Source organism: Nocardioides pantholopis, assembly GCF_003710085.1.
GTDB classification, from domain to species: Bacteria; Actinomycetota; Actinomycetes; order Propionibacteriales; family Nocardioidaceae; genus Nocardioides; species Nocardioides pantholopis.
The window spans coordinates 2,681,891-2,696,342 of record NZ_CP033324.1; the positions used below are offsets into that span (position 1 = coordinate 2,681,891).

General features: G+C 73.8%; 17 protein-coding genes. 12 read left to right on the top strand and 5 right to left on the bottom strand.

Annotation, left to right across the window (positions count from 1 at the left end; genetic code table 11):
• Positions 1-2 precede the first annotated feature (2 nt).
• The 5 genes from EBO35_RS12860 to EBO35_RS12880 all read right to left on the bottom strand — a co-directional run bounded on the left by EBO35_RS12860 (position 3) and on the right by EBO35_RS12880 (position 4,746).
• Complete coding sequence (locus EBO35_RS12860) at positions 3-926, bottom strand: hypothetical protein (RefSeq protein WP_122818057.1); 924 nt, start codon at positions 924-926, stop codon at positions 3-5.
• Positions 919-1,548, bottom strand: coding sequence for a flavoprotein (locus EBO35_RS12865; protein WP_122818058.1), 630 nt, complete (start codon positions 1,546-1,548; stop codon positions 919-921). The genes EBO35_RS12860 and EBO35_RS12865 overlap by 8 nt, the downstream gene beginning before the upstream one ends.
• A complete protein-coding gene (locus EBO35_RS12870; RefSeq protein WP_164477953.1) occupies positions 1,545-2,525 on the bottom strand; it encodes an LLM class flavin-dependent oxidoreductase in 981 nt (326 codons plus the stop codon). The genes EBO35_RS12865 and EBO35_RS12870 overlap by 4 nt, the downstream gene beginning before the upstream one ends.
• A gap of 74 nt (positions 2,526-2,599) precedes the next feature.
• Positions 2,600-3,847: an ABC transporter permease gene (locus EBO35_RS12875; RefSeq protein WP_122818060.1), complete on the bottom strand. Its 1,248-nt coding sequence runs from the start codon at positions 3,845-3,847 to the stop codon at positions 2,600-2,602.
• A complete protein-coding gene (locus tag EBO35_RS12880; protein WP_122818061.1) occupies positions 3,844-4,746 on the bottom strand; it encodes an ABC transporter ATP-binding protein in 903 nt (300 codons plus the stop codon). Before EBO35_RS12880 ends, EBO35_RS12875 begins: the two co-directional genes overlap by 4 nt.
• A 166-nt stretch (positions 4,747-4,912) precedes the next feature.
• On the opposite strand from EBO35_RS12880, the gene EBO35_RS12885 reads away from it, so the two are divergent.
• The 12 genes from EBO35_RS12885 to EBO35_RS12940 all read left to right on the top strand — a co-directional run bounded on the left by EBO35_RS12885 (position 4,913) and on the right by EBO35_RS12940 (position 14,410).
• Positions 4,913-5,197: a helix-turn-helix transcriptional regulator gene (locus tag EBO35_RS12885; protein WP_122818062.1), complete on the top strand. Its 285-nt coding sequence runs from the start codon at positions 4,913-4,915 to the stop codon at positions 5,195-5,197.
• Positions 5,194-5,676, top strand: coding sequence for a hypothetical protein (locus EBO35_RS12890; RefSeq protein WP_127480574.1), 483 nt, complete (start codon positions 5,194-5,196; stop codon positions 5,674-5,676). The genes EBO35_RS12885 and EBO35_RS12890 overlap by 4 nt, the downstream gene beginning before the upstream one ends.
• A complete protein-coding gene (locus tag EBO35_RS12895) occupies positions 5,676-6,317 on the top strand; it encodes a GPP34 family phosphoprotein (protein ID WP_122818064.1) in 642 nt (213 codons plus the stop codon). Before EBO35_RS12890 ends, EBO35_RS12895 begins: the two co-directional genes overlap by 1 nt.
• Complete coding sequence (locus EBO35_RS19505) at positions 6,314-7,570, top strand: M16 family metallopeptidase (RefSeq protein WP_164477954.1); 1,257 nt, start codon at positions 6,314-6,316, stop codon at positions 7,568-7,570. Before EBO35_RS12895 ends, EBO35_RS19505 begins: the two co-directional genes overlap by 4 nt.
• Positions 7,567-8,829 carry a M16 family metallopeptidase gene (locus EBO35_RS12910; RefSeq protein WP_122818065.1) on the top strand — a complete coding sequence of 421 codons (1,263 nt, stop codon included), beginning with the start codon at positions 7,567-7,569 and terminating at the stop codon, positions 8,827-8,829. Before EBO35_RS19505 ends, EBO35_RS12910 begins: the two co-directional genes overlap by 4 nt.
• Before the next feature lie 179 nt (positions 8,830-9,008).
• On the top strand, positions 9,009-9,182 hold the full coding sequence (locus EBO35_RS19510) for an LxmA leader domain family RiPP (protein ID WP_164477955.1): 174 nt from the start codon (positions 9,009-9,011) through the stop codon (positions 9,180-9,182).
• Positions 9,183-9,285: 103 nt separating this feature from the next.
• A complete protein-coding gene (locus EBO35_RS12915; protein WP_206422558.1) occupies positions 9,286-9,465 on the top strand; it encodes an LxmA leader domain family RiPP in 180 nt (59 codons plus the stop codon).
• 260 nt (positions 9,466-9,725) lie between these two features.
• Entirely contained in the window at positions 9,726-9,908 is a 183-nt protein-coding gene (locus EBO35_RS12920; RefSeq protein WP_122818066.1) for an LxmA leader domain family RiPP, read from the top strand.
• A 255-nt stretch (positions 9,909-10,163) separates the two neighbouring features.
• Positions 10,164-10,343, top strand: coding sequence for an LxmA leader domain family RiPP (locus EBO35_RS12925; RefSeq protein WP_122818067.1), 180 nt, complete (start codon positions 10,164-10,166; stop codon positions 10,341-10,343).
• Between the two features lie 13 nt (positions 10,344-10,356).
• Positions 10,357-10,545 carry an LxmA leader domain family RiPP gene (locus EBO35_RS12930; RefSeq protein WP_122818068.1) on the top strand — a complete coding sequence of 63 codons (189 nt, stop codon included), beginning with the start codon at positions 10,357-10,359 and terminating at the stop codon, positions 10,543-10,545.
• Positions 10,546-10,811: 266 nt separating this feature from the next.
• Positions 10,812-12,542: an ABC transporter ATP-binding protein gene (locus EBO35_RS12935; protein ID WP_122818069.1), complete on the top strand. Its 1,731-nt coding sequence runs from the start codon at positions 10,812-10,814 to the stop codon at positions 12,540-12,542.
• Entirely contained in the window at positions 12,539-14,410 is a 1,872-nt protein-coding gene (locus tag EBO35_RS12940; protein WP_122818070.1) for an ABC transporter ATP-binding protein, read from the top strand. The genes EBO35_RS12935 and EBO35_RS12940 overlap by 4 nt, the downstream gene beginning before the upstream one ends.
• Positions 14,411-14,452 lie beyond the last annotated feature (42 nt).

A 14,452-nucleotide genomic window follows, 5' to 3' on the forward strand; every position in this document is an offset into this window, starting at 1 on the left:
CCTCAGCCCAGCACCCGCTCCGGATCCCGGGCGTGCTGGGCCAGGCGTCGCAGGCGGTCCTCGAAGTCCTCGGCCCACGCGACGTACGCCGCGTAGTCGTGCAGGTGGACGCACCACCGCAGGACGGCGGCCCGCCCGACCAGCGATGCGTCCAGGCTCGGCCCGTAGCCGGCCAGGACCGCCTGGGCGAGCGGATTGTGGCCCAGGACCTGTGGGTGGGCCACGGCGATCGGGTCGTTCGCGAGCTCGAGGAGCTCCCCCAGGATCCAGCCCAGGTCCCACGCGGCCGGGCCCGCACCCAGCTCGTCGGTGATGAGCACGCTGACGTGGTCGCCGTCCGGGGCGGGATAGACGGTGTTGGTCCCCGGCGCCCCCAGGCACACGACCGCCGGTGCGGAGCGCACCGCCTCGACGTGTGCCCGGAGCGCCTCCAGGAGCCCGTCGACGCCGGCGGCGAGCGCGTGCAGGCGCGGGGCGTCGCCCGGCCCGTCCCCGGTGTCCAGCCACCGCTCCAGCCGCCGCAGCCCGGGCGGCGGGGCGGCCCGGTCCTCGCCGCCGTCTGGCAGGTCGTGGACGGCGCGCAGCGCCGCGCCCAGCGGCCCGAGCATCCGGGCCAGCGCCGGCACGGGCATGCCGGCGAGCAGCAGGGTCGCCACCGACGCCTCCCCGGGCACGCCGAACTCCAGGGCTGCCTCGCCGCGGAAGGTCGGCACGCTCCAGCGCACCCCCTCGACCGGGAGGCCGGCCACCTGGCGGACCAGGTCGCGCGGAAGCCCCCGGGCGTCGGCGCGCAGCCGGCCGGGCTCCCGGCGCACGACCACGGCTCCCTCGGTCTCACCGGCCCCGCCCAGCTCCGAGGCCTCGACCCGGCTGGTCGTCGTGACCAGGTAGCCGGTCTCGGTGCGGCGCAGCACGTGCTCAGCCATCACCCTGCTCCGTCTCGGCCCCCAGCGCCGCCGCGACGGCCGCGAGGGCGATCGGGAAGTGGGTCGGAGGCAGGCCCTCCCGGCGCCCGGTCGCGGCGCTGATCCCGAGGATCGGCGGCAGCACCGTCACTGCCCCCCGCTCGGCGAGGCCCGCGACGTGCCGGTGGTAGGCCGGGCTGTCCAGGGTGCCAGGGGGCAGCGCGGGGCACACCACCGCGGGCACCCTCGAGCACTGCAGCGCCAGCTGGGCGGGGGTGTCGGCGAGGCCGGCGCCCAGCCGACCGAGGTAGGAGAACGTGCACGGGTAGACGAGGAACGCGTCGCTCCACTCCGCCAGCTCGACATGGGTGGCCTCGCCGCTGTCCGGGTCGTCCCAGGCATCGATCTCCGCTGGCCGGCCGAGCAGCGCCGAGACCGCCCGCGGGCTCACCATGGTGCTCGCGGTGCGGGTCAGCAGCACCCGCAGCTCCGGGCGCGCCGGGAGCCCGCCGACGAAGTTCAGCCAGTACGGCAGGAAGGCCGCGCTGATGGAGCCGGTCACCACCAGTGTCACGTGGCGCTCGGCGAGCGGCTCCAGAGCCTGCTCGTACGCCTGCAGGGCCTGGGCCTGTGCCTCGCTCATGACTCGTCCAGGGCGTTCGTGATGTCCTCGAGGTCCTGCAGTGCCTCGAGCGAGCCGCGGCTGAGGTAGACCCCGCCGACGTTGATCAGGATCTCCTCGACCCCGGCGTCGAGGTAGGCCCGCAGGCCATCGGCCACCTCGCGCGGCGAGCCGTAGATGAACAGCCCCCGGCGTACGACCTCCAAGCTGTTGTGGTCACCGTCGCCGATCTTGATGTCGTAGCCGGCCTTGGTCAGGGCGTCGCCGTAGTGGGGTGCGCTGAGGTGGTTGTACAGGCCGGCCTTGACCAGCTCCACCGGGTCGCGGCCCGGCCGCTCCACGGCGACGTTGACGACTGTCGCCAGCCGGGCGGAGCCGTCCCGGTCGGCGCCGCCGCGCTCGAGGGCGGGGAGCAGCTGCTCGGCGCAGTACTCCGGAGGAGTCAGCCACGAGATGGCCACGTCGGCCACCTCGCCCGCCAGCTCGGTCATCCGGGGTCGCAGCACCCCGAGGCCGAGGTCGACGCGGTAGTCGAAGTCGGGCTGCAGCCGGGTCCGGACCTGGAAGTACTCACCCTGGTGGTCGACGGCGCGGCGGTCGAGCAGGTCCCGGACGATCGTGGCGTACTCGCGCACGTAGGTGAGCGGGCTGCGCGGCCAGCCGGACATCGCCTCGTTGAAGCGGCGCGAGCCCAGCCCCAGCCCCGCGACGTACGACGTGCCGCTGAACAGCGCGAGCTCGCGGGCCTGGAGCGCAGCGTTGACGGGGTGGCGGAACGGCATCAGCGTCACCGCCGTGCCCAGCGGCGTCGTGCTGCCGCCCGCGATCAGCCGGGCCAACGTGGTGTGCGGCTCGAAGACCATCGTCTGGCCCAGGTAGAGCCGGCGCAGGCCGGCCAGCCGGACGAAGTCGGCGAACGTGGCGAGCTCCACCGGGTCGACGGGAAAGCCGGGATACATCACCGAGCAGTCGGAGCGGCGGACCGGGCGGGGCGTCATGGCGTCATCCTCTTCCTGGGCGATTTCCTGGGCGATTTCCGGGGTGATCGGGTGGTTCGCAGGCATCGGTCGGTTCATCGGGCGCTCAGCGCGTCCCGGAGGGCGACCCGGCCGCCCGAGCGCAGCACCGCTCCGGCGTAGACCCGGCCGGCCACCTCGAAGGCGGCGGCCGTGGTGAGCACGCCGACGGCCAGGGAGACAGCCACCTGCCAGGCGGGGACGGACTCCAGGGCCATCCGGGCGGGCAGCACGAAGGTGTTCAGCACGGGGGTCATGGAGGCGATGTCGAGCCACGCCGTGTCGGCGAACTCGAAAGCCAGGTAGACAGCGGCCGCGAGCGGGACGAGCGTGGCCGCCATCGCGGGCTGCAGGACGCTGGCCAGGTCCTCCTGGCGCTCGACCCGGGCGGCGAGACCGGCCATCAGGGTGCAGCAGGTGATCACGCTCAGCACCACGCAGACCAGGCCCACGGCGACCTGGGCCCCGCTGACCCCGTCCAGGCCGAGGGACGCGCCGCTCCACGCCATCGCGGCGTACGCCGCGGCGAGGACGACCACGAGCTGCGTCAGCCCGATTACGGTGGTGGCCAGGACCTTGCCCGCGAGCAGCTGCCAGGGCCGGACGCTGGTCAGCAGGATCTCGACCACCCGCGACACCTTCTCCTGCATCACGTCGGTGGCCAGCGGGATGCCCCACAGCAGGACGACCACGGCGGCCACCCCACCGAAGGCCAGGCCGAGCAGGACCTCGGCGATGTCGCCGCCGGACTCCGAGCCGCCGGAACCCGAGCCCTCCCGGGCGACGACGCTCACCGCACCGGACGCAGCGGCGGACTCCAGCTCCGCCGGCGTGGCGCCCCGGTCGAGGGCGGCCTGGCGCAGGGCCCGGTCGTGCACGGTCGACCGCAGGATCGTGGCCAGGTAGGGGCTCAGGGTCTCCTCCACCAGCACGTCGTACCCACCGTCGGAGCGCTGCGTGAGCACCGCGTCGACGTCGTCGTCGTCCAGCAGCCGCGCGCCCCGGTCCACGTCGTCCACGGCGGAGAGCTCGACGCCACCGTCGCTCGCCGCCGCCACGGTCCGCGCGACGTCCGCGGTCGCGGCGGTGTGGGCCAGCCGGGTGGGCTCGGGGTCGTCGTCGCCACCCAGGCCCAGGGGCACCAGGATGGTCAGCAGGGCGAAGAGCAGCGTGCTCAGCGCGAACGCCTTGGTCAGGAACCGGGTCGAGAGCTCCCGGCGGGCGACGACGAGCACGCCGCCCGCGCCGCGCACCCGGGACCGGTCGATCTCGACCTGCGGCCGCTGCGTGGTCGGGGCACTCATGCCGCACCGCCCACGTCGCGGAAGACCTGGGCGAGCGAGGGCCGCCAGGGGCGCAGCTCCACGAGCTCGCCGTGGCGGCGGACCACGTCGACCGTGCGAGCCAGCCCGGCCGCGTCGAGGCGCAGGATGACCGCGTCGCCGTCGACGTGCTCCGCGACGTCGTCGCGATCCAGGTCGCGCTCCAGCTCGGGCACCCACACGGCCGGGTCCGCGCTGGCGCGCAGCAGGTGCCGGCCGCCGTCGTCGCCGGTCAGCTCGGCCACGGCGCCCTCGGCGACGATGCGTCCCGAGCGCAGGATCGCCACCCGGTCGCAGATCCGCTCCACCAGGTCGAGCTGGTGGCTGGAGAAGATCACCGGGATCCCCCGGGCGGCCTCCTCGAGCAGCACCTCGGCCATCACGTCGACGGCCAGCGGGTCCAGCCCGGAGAACGGCTCGTCGAGGACCAGTGCCACCGGCTCGTGCACCAGTGCCGCGGCCAGCTGCACGCGCTGCTGGTTGCCGAGGCTCAGGCTCTCGAGCCGGTGGTCGCGACGCTCCGCGAGCCCCAGGCGGTCCAGCCAGTACGCCGCGGCCGCGGCCGCCGAGCGGGGGGCGACGCCGCGCAGCTCGGCGAAGAACTGCAGCTGCTGGTGGATCCGCATCGTCGGGTACAGGCCGCGCTCCTCGGGCATGTAGCCGACCCGCGCGCGGACGTCGTCGCTGAGCGGCACGCCGTCGAGCGTGACGCGCCCGGCGTCGGCGGCGGTGATGCCGAGCGCGACGCGCATCGAGGTGGTCTTGCCGGCACCGTTGCTGCCGACGTAGCCGAGCAGCTCCCCGGGGCGGACCCGCAGGGTGATGTCGTCAAGCACCCGGTGCGACCCGTAGGACTTGCTGACGTGTTCGAGGGCGAGCACAACTCCTCCTCGTGGGGGATGTCTCTCGGCTGGTCATGTGGTGGTGTAGCCGAACCGTTCTGGACGCCTCGAACGTAGCAACGCCATTGGGTTTATACAACAGTCTGTTGGATTTTTTCGATCTTTCATCTTGCTTGTCCAACAGCGCCGCGCTAGCGTCGTCGGCATGGCACGACGGGCTCGGCAGGACGAGGTGAGGCGGATCCACAACCGCGTCGCCGTGCTGCGCGCGGAGACGAAGCTCTCCCGGGCCCAGCTCGCCGAGCGGGTCGGGGTCAACCCCCAGACGATCGGCGCACTGGAGCGCGGCGAGCACTACCCCAGCCTCCAGCTCGCGATGAGCATCTGCGAGGTGTTCGGCGTCCCGATCGAGGCCGTCTTCAGCCGAGAGCCGTTCCCGTCGGTGACCGCGACCTACCGGCGCCCGGACCCCCAGGAGGACCCCTCATGACCAGGCCCCCCATGACCAGGCAGACGACGTCCCCGCCACGGCGTGCGCTCGCACCCACGGCGGTGCTGCTCGGGGCCGCCGGCTGGCTGGCCTTCGTGGCGCTGACCCTGGCCGACCTGGCCTGGGACTGGCCCGGCCTCGTGAGCCTGGTCGTGCTCGGAGCCAGCTGGTTCGCCTGCCGCACGGTGATCGGCGACATCGCCGAGCGCCGGGCGGACGAGGTCGACGAGTACGAGCTCGGCCAGCGCAACGCAGCGCGCAACGCCGGGTACGTCGCGGCGCTCGGCTCGCTGGGCGTGCTCTACGTGCTCGCCACCGTGGCCCTCCGGCTCGACGACCGCGGCCATCCGGAGCTGCTGGGCCAGCTGCCGCCCCTGGTGTTCGCAGCGCTGCTGCTCGCGGCCGCCACCCCCTCGTTCCTGCTCGCCTGGCAGCTGCGCCGACGCAGCGCCGACCCCGACGACGAAGGAGAACTGTGATGACCACCGCACTCCTGCGCACCCGCCTGACCCTTCCCGAGGCACTGATGGCGTTCCTGCACAACAAGGACGGGCAGGCCTACCAGAGCGCCCGGCCCGACGCGCTGACCGCCGCCGCCGAGCTCGGCGAGCTGGCCCTCGCCGGGCACGTCCACCTCGAGGGGGACCGGTTCTCGGCCGTCTCCCCCGCACCCTCCGCCCCGGGCCGAGCCTGGATGGCGGAGCTCACCGCGGCCCTGCCGCCGCAGCCGGTCCCGATCCGGGACTGGATCCGCAAGCGACGCACCGCCCTGGCCACCCAGCAGGTCGAGGCCCTCGCCCAGGGCGTGCTCACCAAGGATCGGGCCAAGCTCTTCGGCGTCTTCGGCTACGACCGGCACCGGGTCGACCCCGCGCTGCGCGCGGCGCTGCTCGCCGAGCTCGACGGCCCCGCCGCACGCTCGGTCCCGCGCGCCCAGGCCCTCGCCCGACTGCTGACCTCCTCGGCGCTGCACCGCCACCTGGACCTGGACGACACCCGTCGGCACCGGCTGGAGCAGCTCGCCGAGGACCGCTCCGACACGCCCCTGCCGGGCCCCCTCTTCACGGCCATGGACGTCGCCATCGCGAGCGCGGTCGCCCCCAGCGTCCTGGGCGAGTGAGCGCGCCGGGCCCGCCGGTCGTCGAGACCCTGGGCAACGGGCTGACGCTGGTGACGGCACCGTCGGTCACCGCCGGCGTCTCGACGGTCGCCGTCCACGTCGGCGTCGGCTTCCGTGCCGAGCCGGCCGACTGCTCGGGCCTGGCCCACCTGTTCGAGCACCTGATGTTCCAGGGCAGCGCCCACGTCGAGCCGGGCGGCCACTTCCGCCAGGTGGAGGCGGTCGGCGGCCGGGTCGGCGGCCACACCCGCCACGACTACACCGAGTTCTTCGACGTCGTGCCCTCCGAGGCCCTGCTCGAGACCGTACGGCTGGAGGCGGACCGTCTCGCCGGGCCCCGGCTCGACCGGGCCACCCTCGACACCCAGGTCGAGGTCATCCGGGCCGAGATCGCCCAGCAGATCCTCGGGGTGCCCCACGGTGGCTTCCCGTGGCTGCACCTCCCGCCGGTGATGTACTCGATGCCGGCCAACACCCACGACGGGTACGGCGACGTGGCCGCACTGAGCGCGGTCGACGTCGCCGCGTGCGAGCGGTTCTTCGCCGACTGGTACGCCCCGCACCGCGTCGTGGTCACGATCGAGGGCGACGTCGGCGACGACGCCGAGCGGGCCCGGATCCGCGAGCTGCTCGCCGCGATCCCGGCCCGGCCGGCCAGCGCGGCCGTCGCCACCGACGAGCCCGCGCTCACCGCGGACCGGCACCGCACGGTCGCGGCGGCGAACGCCCCGGAGCCGGTGTGGGCCGTCGGCTTCCGGTTGCCCGACCCGCTCCGCTCCCCCGAGCTGTACGGCGCCTGCACAGCGCTCACCATGCTGCTGCCCGTCCACGCTCCGCAGCTGCGCCTGACCGCGCGCTGCGGCTGGTACGGCGTACCGCTCGACGCGCGCACCCCCGACGCCCTCGTCCTCTCCACCTACCCGCGCCCCGGCGTGGCCGCCGAGCCGCTCACCGAGGCGATGCGCGAACTGCTCGACCAGTGGCGCCGCGACCGCCCGGCCCCGGGGGTGCTCGCCACGGCGCGGTCCCGGATCCGGCTCGGCCAGTACCAGCGCGCCCAGCGTCCCGGACACCGCGCACGTCGACTCGGCGCCGCCCAGCTGCTCTTCGGCTCCGTCGGCGTCGACGCGGCCGCGGACCCGGCCACAGCCCTCGACCGCGACCTGCTCGACGCGGCCAGCGCCTTTCTGCTCGACCAGCACGTCGCCTCGGTCCTCCTCGAGCCCGCGGCGGCGGCGCAGGTGCCGGCATGAGGCTTCCCCCCACCCGTTCCGAGCGGCTTGCGCACGGAGCCCGGAGCGTCCACGTGGACTGGTCCGGCGCCCCGTTCACCGAGATCCGCCTGATCCTCCCGGTCTTCCGCCGCTCGCGCCGCGAGGCGGCGCTCGCCCAGGTGCTGGGCCGGCTGCTCCCGCTCGGTCCCAGCGATCCCGGCGCTGCCGCGCACGCCGAGCGCATGCTGGGCCACGGCGGCTCCGTCACCTCGACCGGAGCGGTCGACCGGATCACCGTGGCGGCGACCATCCCGCCCGAGGGCGGCGACGCCGTCCTCGCCGAGCTGATGGCCCGCCTCGAGAGCCCGGCGTTCACGCCGGAGGCCGTCGACGAGGCCATCGCCGGCGAGCTGGACCGGCTGCGCCGCACGGCCGCGCTGCGCGAGGTCCGGCTGCACGAGGCGCTCACCCAGCGCCGCTGGGGCACCGACCACCCCTACACCCGCAGCATCGCGGCCGCGCGGGACCTCGCGGACCTGACGCCCGACGACGTGACGTCGTACGCGCGCCGGGTGCTGTCGCTCGACGGCGCCGCCGTGGTCGCGGTCGGCGACCTCGGCACCCGGGGCGGGACCGACTGGACGGGGACCTCGGCACGCCTGCGTGACCGGCTCGCCGCCGTGAGCCCGCCGGGCAGCCCCGGCCCGCTGCCGCAGGACCCCGGACCGCGCGGTGGTGCCGCCGTGGCCGTGCCGGTGCCGGCCGGCGAGCCCACCGCCTCCCTGCGGATCTGGACTCCCGCCCCGGTGCGCCAGCACCCCGACCATGCCGCCCTGCACCTGTTCTCGACGTGTCTGGGCGGACACTTCGGCTCCCGACTCGTGCAGGAGCTGCGCGAGCGCCGCGGGGACGTGTACGGCGTGACGGCCGGGTTCGAGGTGCTGGCGACCGCCGCCACCCAGGCCCTGGTCCTGGAGACCCCGGCCGAGCGCCTCGACGCCGTACGGGCCACGGTCGCCGCGACGATCGAGGACCTGCGCACCGCCGGCCCGGACGACGCGGAGCTCGCCGCGGCGGTGCGCTACGCCACCTCCGCCGCGACCGTCGGCATGTCCCATCCCGCATCGCTCGCGTCCGCCGGCGCCACCGTGGTCTTCGGAGGCGACAGCTTCGACCTGTGGGCCCGCCAGGCGGCCGCCGCACGTCGTACCGGACCGCGCGAGGTCGCTGCCGCAGGTGCGCGCTACGCCGGCGGCGACGGACTGATCGAGGTCGTGACCGCTCCCACCGCGCGCTGAGCGCCGGCCGGGCATGCGTCCCGGGGAGGAGACGAGGGCCGCGGTGTCGTCCGCGCCGACGAGGCCCGGAATCGTCGCAGCGACCGATGCCCGGGCGGGATGCGCGGACCTAGCGTCGTAGGCACCGGAAAGCACCCGCCTCCGGGACGCCGAGACCGCCACTCCCCCGAGGAGACCCCATGACCACCCAGGACCTCATCGCCGGCTACGCCTCGTACACCGACGCGACCCAGCTCTCCGGGAGCGAGGGCGACGCAGCCGGGATCACGCCCACCACCACGACGGCGTCGTCGACGCCGTGCGCCGCCAGCATCGGCGCGTCCATCTACACCACCGTCTCGAAGGGCTGCTGACCCGAAGCTCCCTTCGCCACCGTGGCCCCCGGGCGCGGTGACCGGATCAGAACGAGCGATCCACCATCCATCCAGTGCAGAACCAAGCTCACGAGGAGACATCATGACCACGAAGGACCTCATCGCCGGCTACGCCTCCTACACCGACGCCGCCGAGCTGGCCGCCCAGCAGGACGACAACGCGGCCGCCATCACGCCGCTGACCTCCTCGCAGCCCTGTGCGGTCGGCGTCAGCGTCAGCGTCTCCGTCTCGGTCCACCAGACCCAGGAGCACGGCTGCTGAGTCCGACCGACTCATCCGTGACGCCCACGGCGTCCGTGCCCATGGCGACCCCCGACCAGGGGGTCGCCATGACGCATTTCGCGGGCGCCCGAACCCGCCGGTCCGCCCTGGTCCGCCCTCGGCCGCCGGCAGGAGGGCGCCGGATCGTCCACGTGGCCGATTCGGGCGGACGGCCGAGCGAAATAGCGTCGAGCCTGCCTGGAGATCAGGCACCTCACCGAGGAACGACCTCCGCGAACATCCAACGAAGGAGAACCACCATGAGCACCAAGGACCTCATCGCCGGATACGCCTCCTACACCGACGCCGCCGAGCTCGGCGCGCAGCACGAGGACCAGGCGGCGGCGGTCACGCCGACCGTGACCTCCTCGGCCCACTGCGTCGCGAGCATCGGCGCCAGCATCTCCGTCTCGGTCTGGCAGACCCAGGAGCACGGCTGCTGAGTTCGACCGACCCCGCGAGACCGCGCGGCGTCCGCGTCTCCATGGCGACCCCCGACCCGGGGGTCGCCATGACGCATTTCGCGGGCGCCCGAACCTGCCGGCTCGTCCGCCCTCGGCGGCCGGCAGGAGGGCGCCGAATCGTCCGCGCGGCCGATTCGGGTGCACGAGGCGGCGAAATAGCGTGGAGCCATGCCTGGGAGACCAGGCCCGAAGAGAAAACAACCCAACCCGAACACCTCACGAAGGAGAACCACCATGAGCACCAAGGACCTCATCTCCGGATACGCCGCCTACACCGACGCCGCCGAGCTGGGCACCGCGCACGCCGACGCCCCCGCCATCACGCCCACTGTCACGTCCTCGGCGTTCTGCGTCGCGACCTCCGCGGCGGTCGTGTCCGCCAGCGTCGACAACACCTTCGACCACGGCTGCTGATCCGGGAGATCTGATGAGCACCCACGACCTGATCGCTGGCTACGCGTCCTACACCGACGCTGCCGAGCTCGGCAGCACCCGTGCCGACGCCCCGGCCATCACCCCGACCACGACCGTGACCACCTCCTCGGCGTTCTGCGCCGCCACGGTCAGCGCCGCCTCCGCGGCGTCGGTCGACAACACCCTGGAGCACGGCTGCTGAGCCGCTCTCCGCGACGCCGACGGGCGGTGCCTCCCCACCGGGGGGCACCGCCCGTCGGCGTCTCCCACCGGTTCTCCCCACGGCGGTCCTCCGCCATGGGGCGGAGGGCCGGCGTCCCGCCTCGTCCGGCCCGACGACGCAGCGAGATCGGCGCGCAGCCGGACTCGCCGAGCCGCTCCGGCTCCTAGCGTGAGGAACACCCGCCCGCCGGCCCCGGCCGCCACCACCCGGACCGCCACCGACGGGCCCCCGACGAAAGCGATCCCATGCTGACTGTGATCCGCAACCACCTGCGGCCCCTGCGGGGCTCCCTGGCCCTGCTCGGGCTCCTGCAGGTCCTCAGCGTCGCCGCGAGCCTCTACCTGCCCACCCTCAACGCGCGCCTCATCGACGACGGGGTGGCCCAGGGCGACCAGTCGACGATCTGGCGCATCGGCGGCTGGATGCTGCTGCTGAGCGTCGGCCAGCTCGCGCTCGCCGGGCTCGCGGTGTGGACCGGAGCCCGGATCGCCACGTACTTCGGCCGCGACCTGCGCGAGCGGGTGTTCACCGCGGTGATGGGTCTGGGCTCCGGGCAGCAGCGTCGCATCGGCCAGTCCTCGCTGATCACCCGCTGCGGCAGCGACGTCATGCAGGTGCAGATGCTCCTGCTGCTGTTCTGCACGGTGCTCCTGACCGCCCCGCTGACGATGGTGGGCGCGATCGTGATGGGGGTGCGCGAGGACCCGCGGCTCTCGGTCCTGATGGCGGTCGCCGTGCCGGTCCTGGTGCTGGTCATCGGCCTCTTCGCGTGGCTGGCGGTGCCGGGCTACCGGCGCATGCAGGGCCAGATCGACCAGGTGAACCGCATCCTGCGCGAGCAGCTCGCCGGGCTGCGGGTCGTCCGGGTCTTCCGCCGCGAGCAGCACGAGCAGCAGCGCTTCGACCGCGCCAGCGACGAGATGATCGCGACGTCCAAGGGCGTCGGTCGCCTGTACCTGGCGCTCGGCCCGGTCGTGACGCTGCTGATGAACCTCGGCATCGTCGCCGTGATCTGGTTCGGTGGCGGCCGGGTGGCTGCCGGAGAGATCGGGATCGGCTCGATCGCGGCGTTCATCACCTACCTGCTCCAGATCATGTCGGCGGTGCTGATGACCACCGCGATCGTGATGCAGCTGCCGCGCGCCCGGGTCTCGGCCGGGCGGATCCGCGAGGTCCTCGACGCCGAGCCGACCCTGGCCGAGAAGGCCGGCGCTCGCCCCGCGACCGACCCCGCCCGTGGCCTGGAGGCCCGGGGCGCGACCCTGCGGCACCCGGGTGCCCAGCAGCCGGTCCTGCGGGACGTGACCCTGCGGCTGCGGCCGGGGCAGCGCACCGCCGTCGTCGGCTCCACCGGCGCCGGCAAGTCGACACTGGTGCAGCTGCTCGCGCGCCAGCTCGACGCGAGCGAGGGCTCGGTCCTCCTCGACGGCGTCGACATCCGCGAGCACCGGCTCCAGGACGTGCGCCGGAGCGTCGGGATCGTGCCGCAGCGCGCGTACCTGTTCTCCGGCACCGTGGCCAGCAACCTGCGCTACGGCGCGAGCGACGCGACCGACGACCTGCTGTGGCAGGCGCTGGGCGTCGCGCAGGCCGAGGACTTCGTCCGCGAGCTGCCCGGCGGGCTGGAGGCGCCGATCGCCTCGGGCGGCACCAACCTCTCCGGCGGCCAGCGCCAGCGCCTGTGCATCGCCCGGGCCCTGGTCCTGCGCCCCCGCTTCTACCTCTTCGACGACTCGCTCTCCGCCCTCGACACCCGCACCGACGCGAACCTGCGCCGCGCCCTGACCGACTGGGCCGGGGACGCCGCTGTCGTGTTCGTGTCCCAGCGCCTCTCGAGCGTCGCCGGCGCCGACCAGATCGTCGTCCTCGAGCGGGGAGCCGTCGTCGGCTGCGGGACCCACGAGGCGCTGCTGCGCGAGTGCCCCACCTACACCGAGTTCGTCGAGTCCCAGGCGACCCAGGAGGAACTGGTATGAGCCTCACACTGCCCGCCCGCCTGCGGATCGGCCCCGAGGGCCGCCGCTTCTTCGCGCTGCTGCGCCCGGTGCGCGGCCGGGTCGCGCTCCTGCTGGTGCTCTCCGCCGCCAGCGTCGGGATCGGCGCGACCGGGCCGCTCGTGCTCGGTCGTGCCACCGACGCCCTCTTCGCCGGAGTGCTGGGCGCCCAGCTGCCCGCGGACCGGTCGAAGGCCGAGGTCGTCGAGGCCCTGCGTGGGTCCGACCAGGACGCCTTCGCCGCCGTGGTCTCCGGCGCCGACGTCGTGCCCGGCCAGGGCATCGACTTCGGGGAGGTGGCGGGCATCCTGGGCCTCGCCATCGCGCTCTTCCTGACCGCCCTGGTGATCCAGCTCTTCGTCGCCCACCAGCTCAACTACGCGATCCACGAGGTGATCCGCGACCTGCGCACCCGCTGCGAGCGCAAGATCAACCGGCTCCCGGTGGCGACCGCGGACGCCAGTCCCCGCGGCGACCTGCTCTCGCGGGTCACCAACGACATCGACAACGTCACGGTCTCGATGACCCAGAGCCTGGGACAGATGGTCACGTCGGTGCTGACCGCGTTCAGCGTGCTCGGCTTCATGCTCTACCTCTCGCCGCTGCTCACGCTGGTCGTGGTGGCCACGCTGCCGCTCGCCGCGGTGGCCACCAAGGCCCTGATGAAGCGCTCCCAGCCGTCGTTCGTCGCCCAGTGGCAGCACCTCGGGGCGATGAACGTGACGCTCGACGAGAGCATCACCGGCTACGAGGTCGCCAGCGCCTTCGACCGCGAGGACGAGCACGTCGCGGCGTTCCGCCGGCAGAACGACGACCTGGCCCGCGCATCCCTGCGAGCCCAGGGGCTCAGCGGCCTCGCCGCTCCGCTGATGGGCTTCGTCGGGAACCTGTCCTACGTCCTCATCTGCGTGGTCGGCGGCCTGCGGGTCGCCACCGGGACGATGACCCTCGGCGGGGTCCAGGCCTTCATCCAGTACGGGCGCCAGTTCTCCCAGCCGATCGGCGAGATCTCGGGCATGCTCAACGAGCTCCAGTCCGGCTTCGCGTCCGCCGACCGGGTCTTCGCGTTCCTCGACCTCCCCGAGGAGGAGGTGGGGGTGCCCAGCGGCACGCCCACGTCCGGTCGCATCGAGCTGGAGGGCGTGACCTTCGGCTACAGCCCCGACCGTGCCGTCGTCCACGACCTCGACCTGGTCGCCGAGCCGGGCCAGAGCGTCGCGATCGTGGGGCCCAGCGGCGCCGGGAAGACCACGCTGGTCAACCTGCTGCTGCGCTTCTACGACCCCGACTCCGGCCGGGTGCTGCTCGACGGGCGCGACATCTCCGCGATGTCGCGCGCCGACCTGCGCTCCCGGATCGGGATCGTGCTCCAGGACACCTGGCTCTTCGAGGGGACGATCCGGGAGAACATCGCGTACGGCGCCCCCGGCGCCACCGACGCCCAGGTCGAGCGGGCGGCGCTGCTCTCGAACGTCGACCAGTTCGCCGACGCACTGCCCGACGGCCTCGACACCGTCCTCGACCAGGACGGCCACAACCTGTCCGCCGGGGAGCGTCAGCTGATCACGATCGCCCGGGCGTTCGTCGCGGAGCCGGAGATCCTGATCCTGGACGAGGCCACCAGCTCCGTGGACTCCCGCACCGCGATGCTGGTGCAGAAGGCGATGGTCTCGCTGCGCCAGGGCCGCACCAGCCTGGTCATCGCCCACCGGCTCTCGACGGTCCGTGACGCGGACCGGATCGTGGTGCTGGAGGACGGCCGGGTCGTGGAGAGCGGCACCCACGACGAGCTGCTCGCGGCCCACGGCACCTATGCCGAGCTCCAGCAGAGCCAGTTCGTCCCCGCCTGAGCCCAGCACGAACGAAGGGCCCCTGCCTTGCGTGGAACGCAA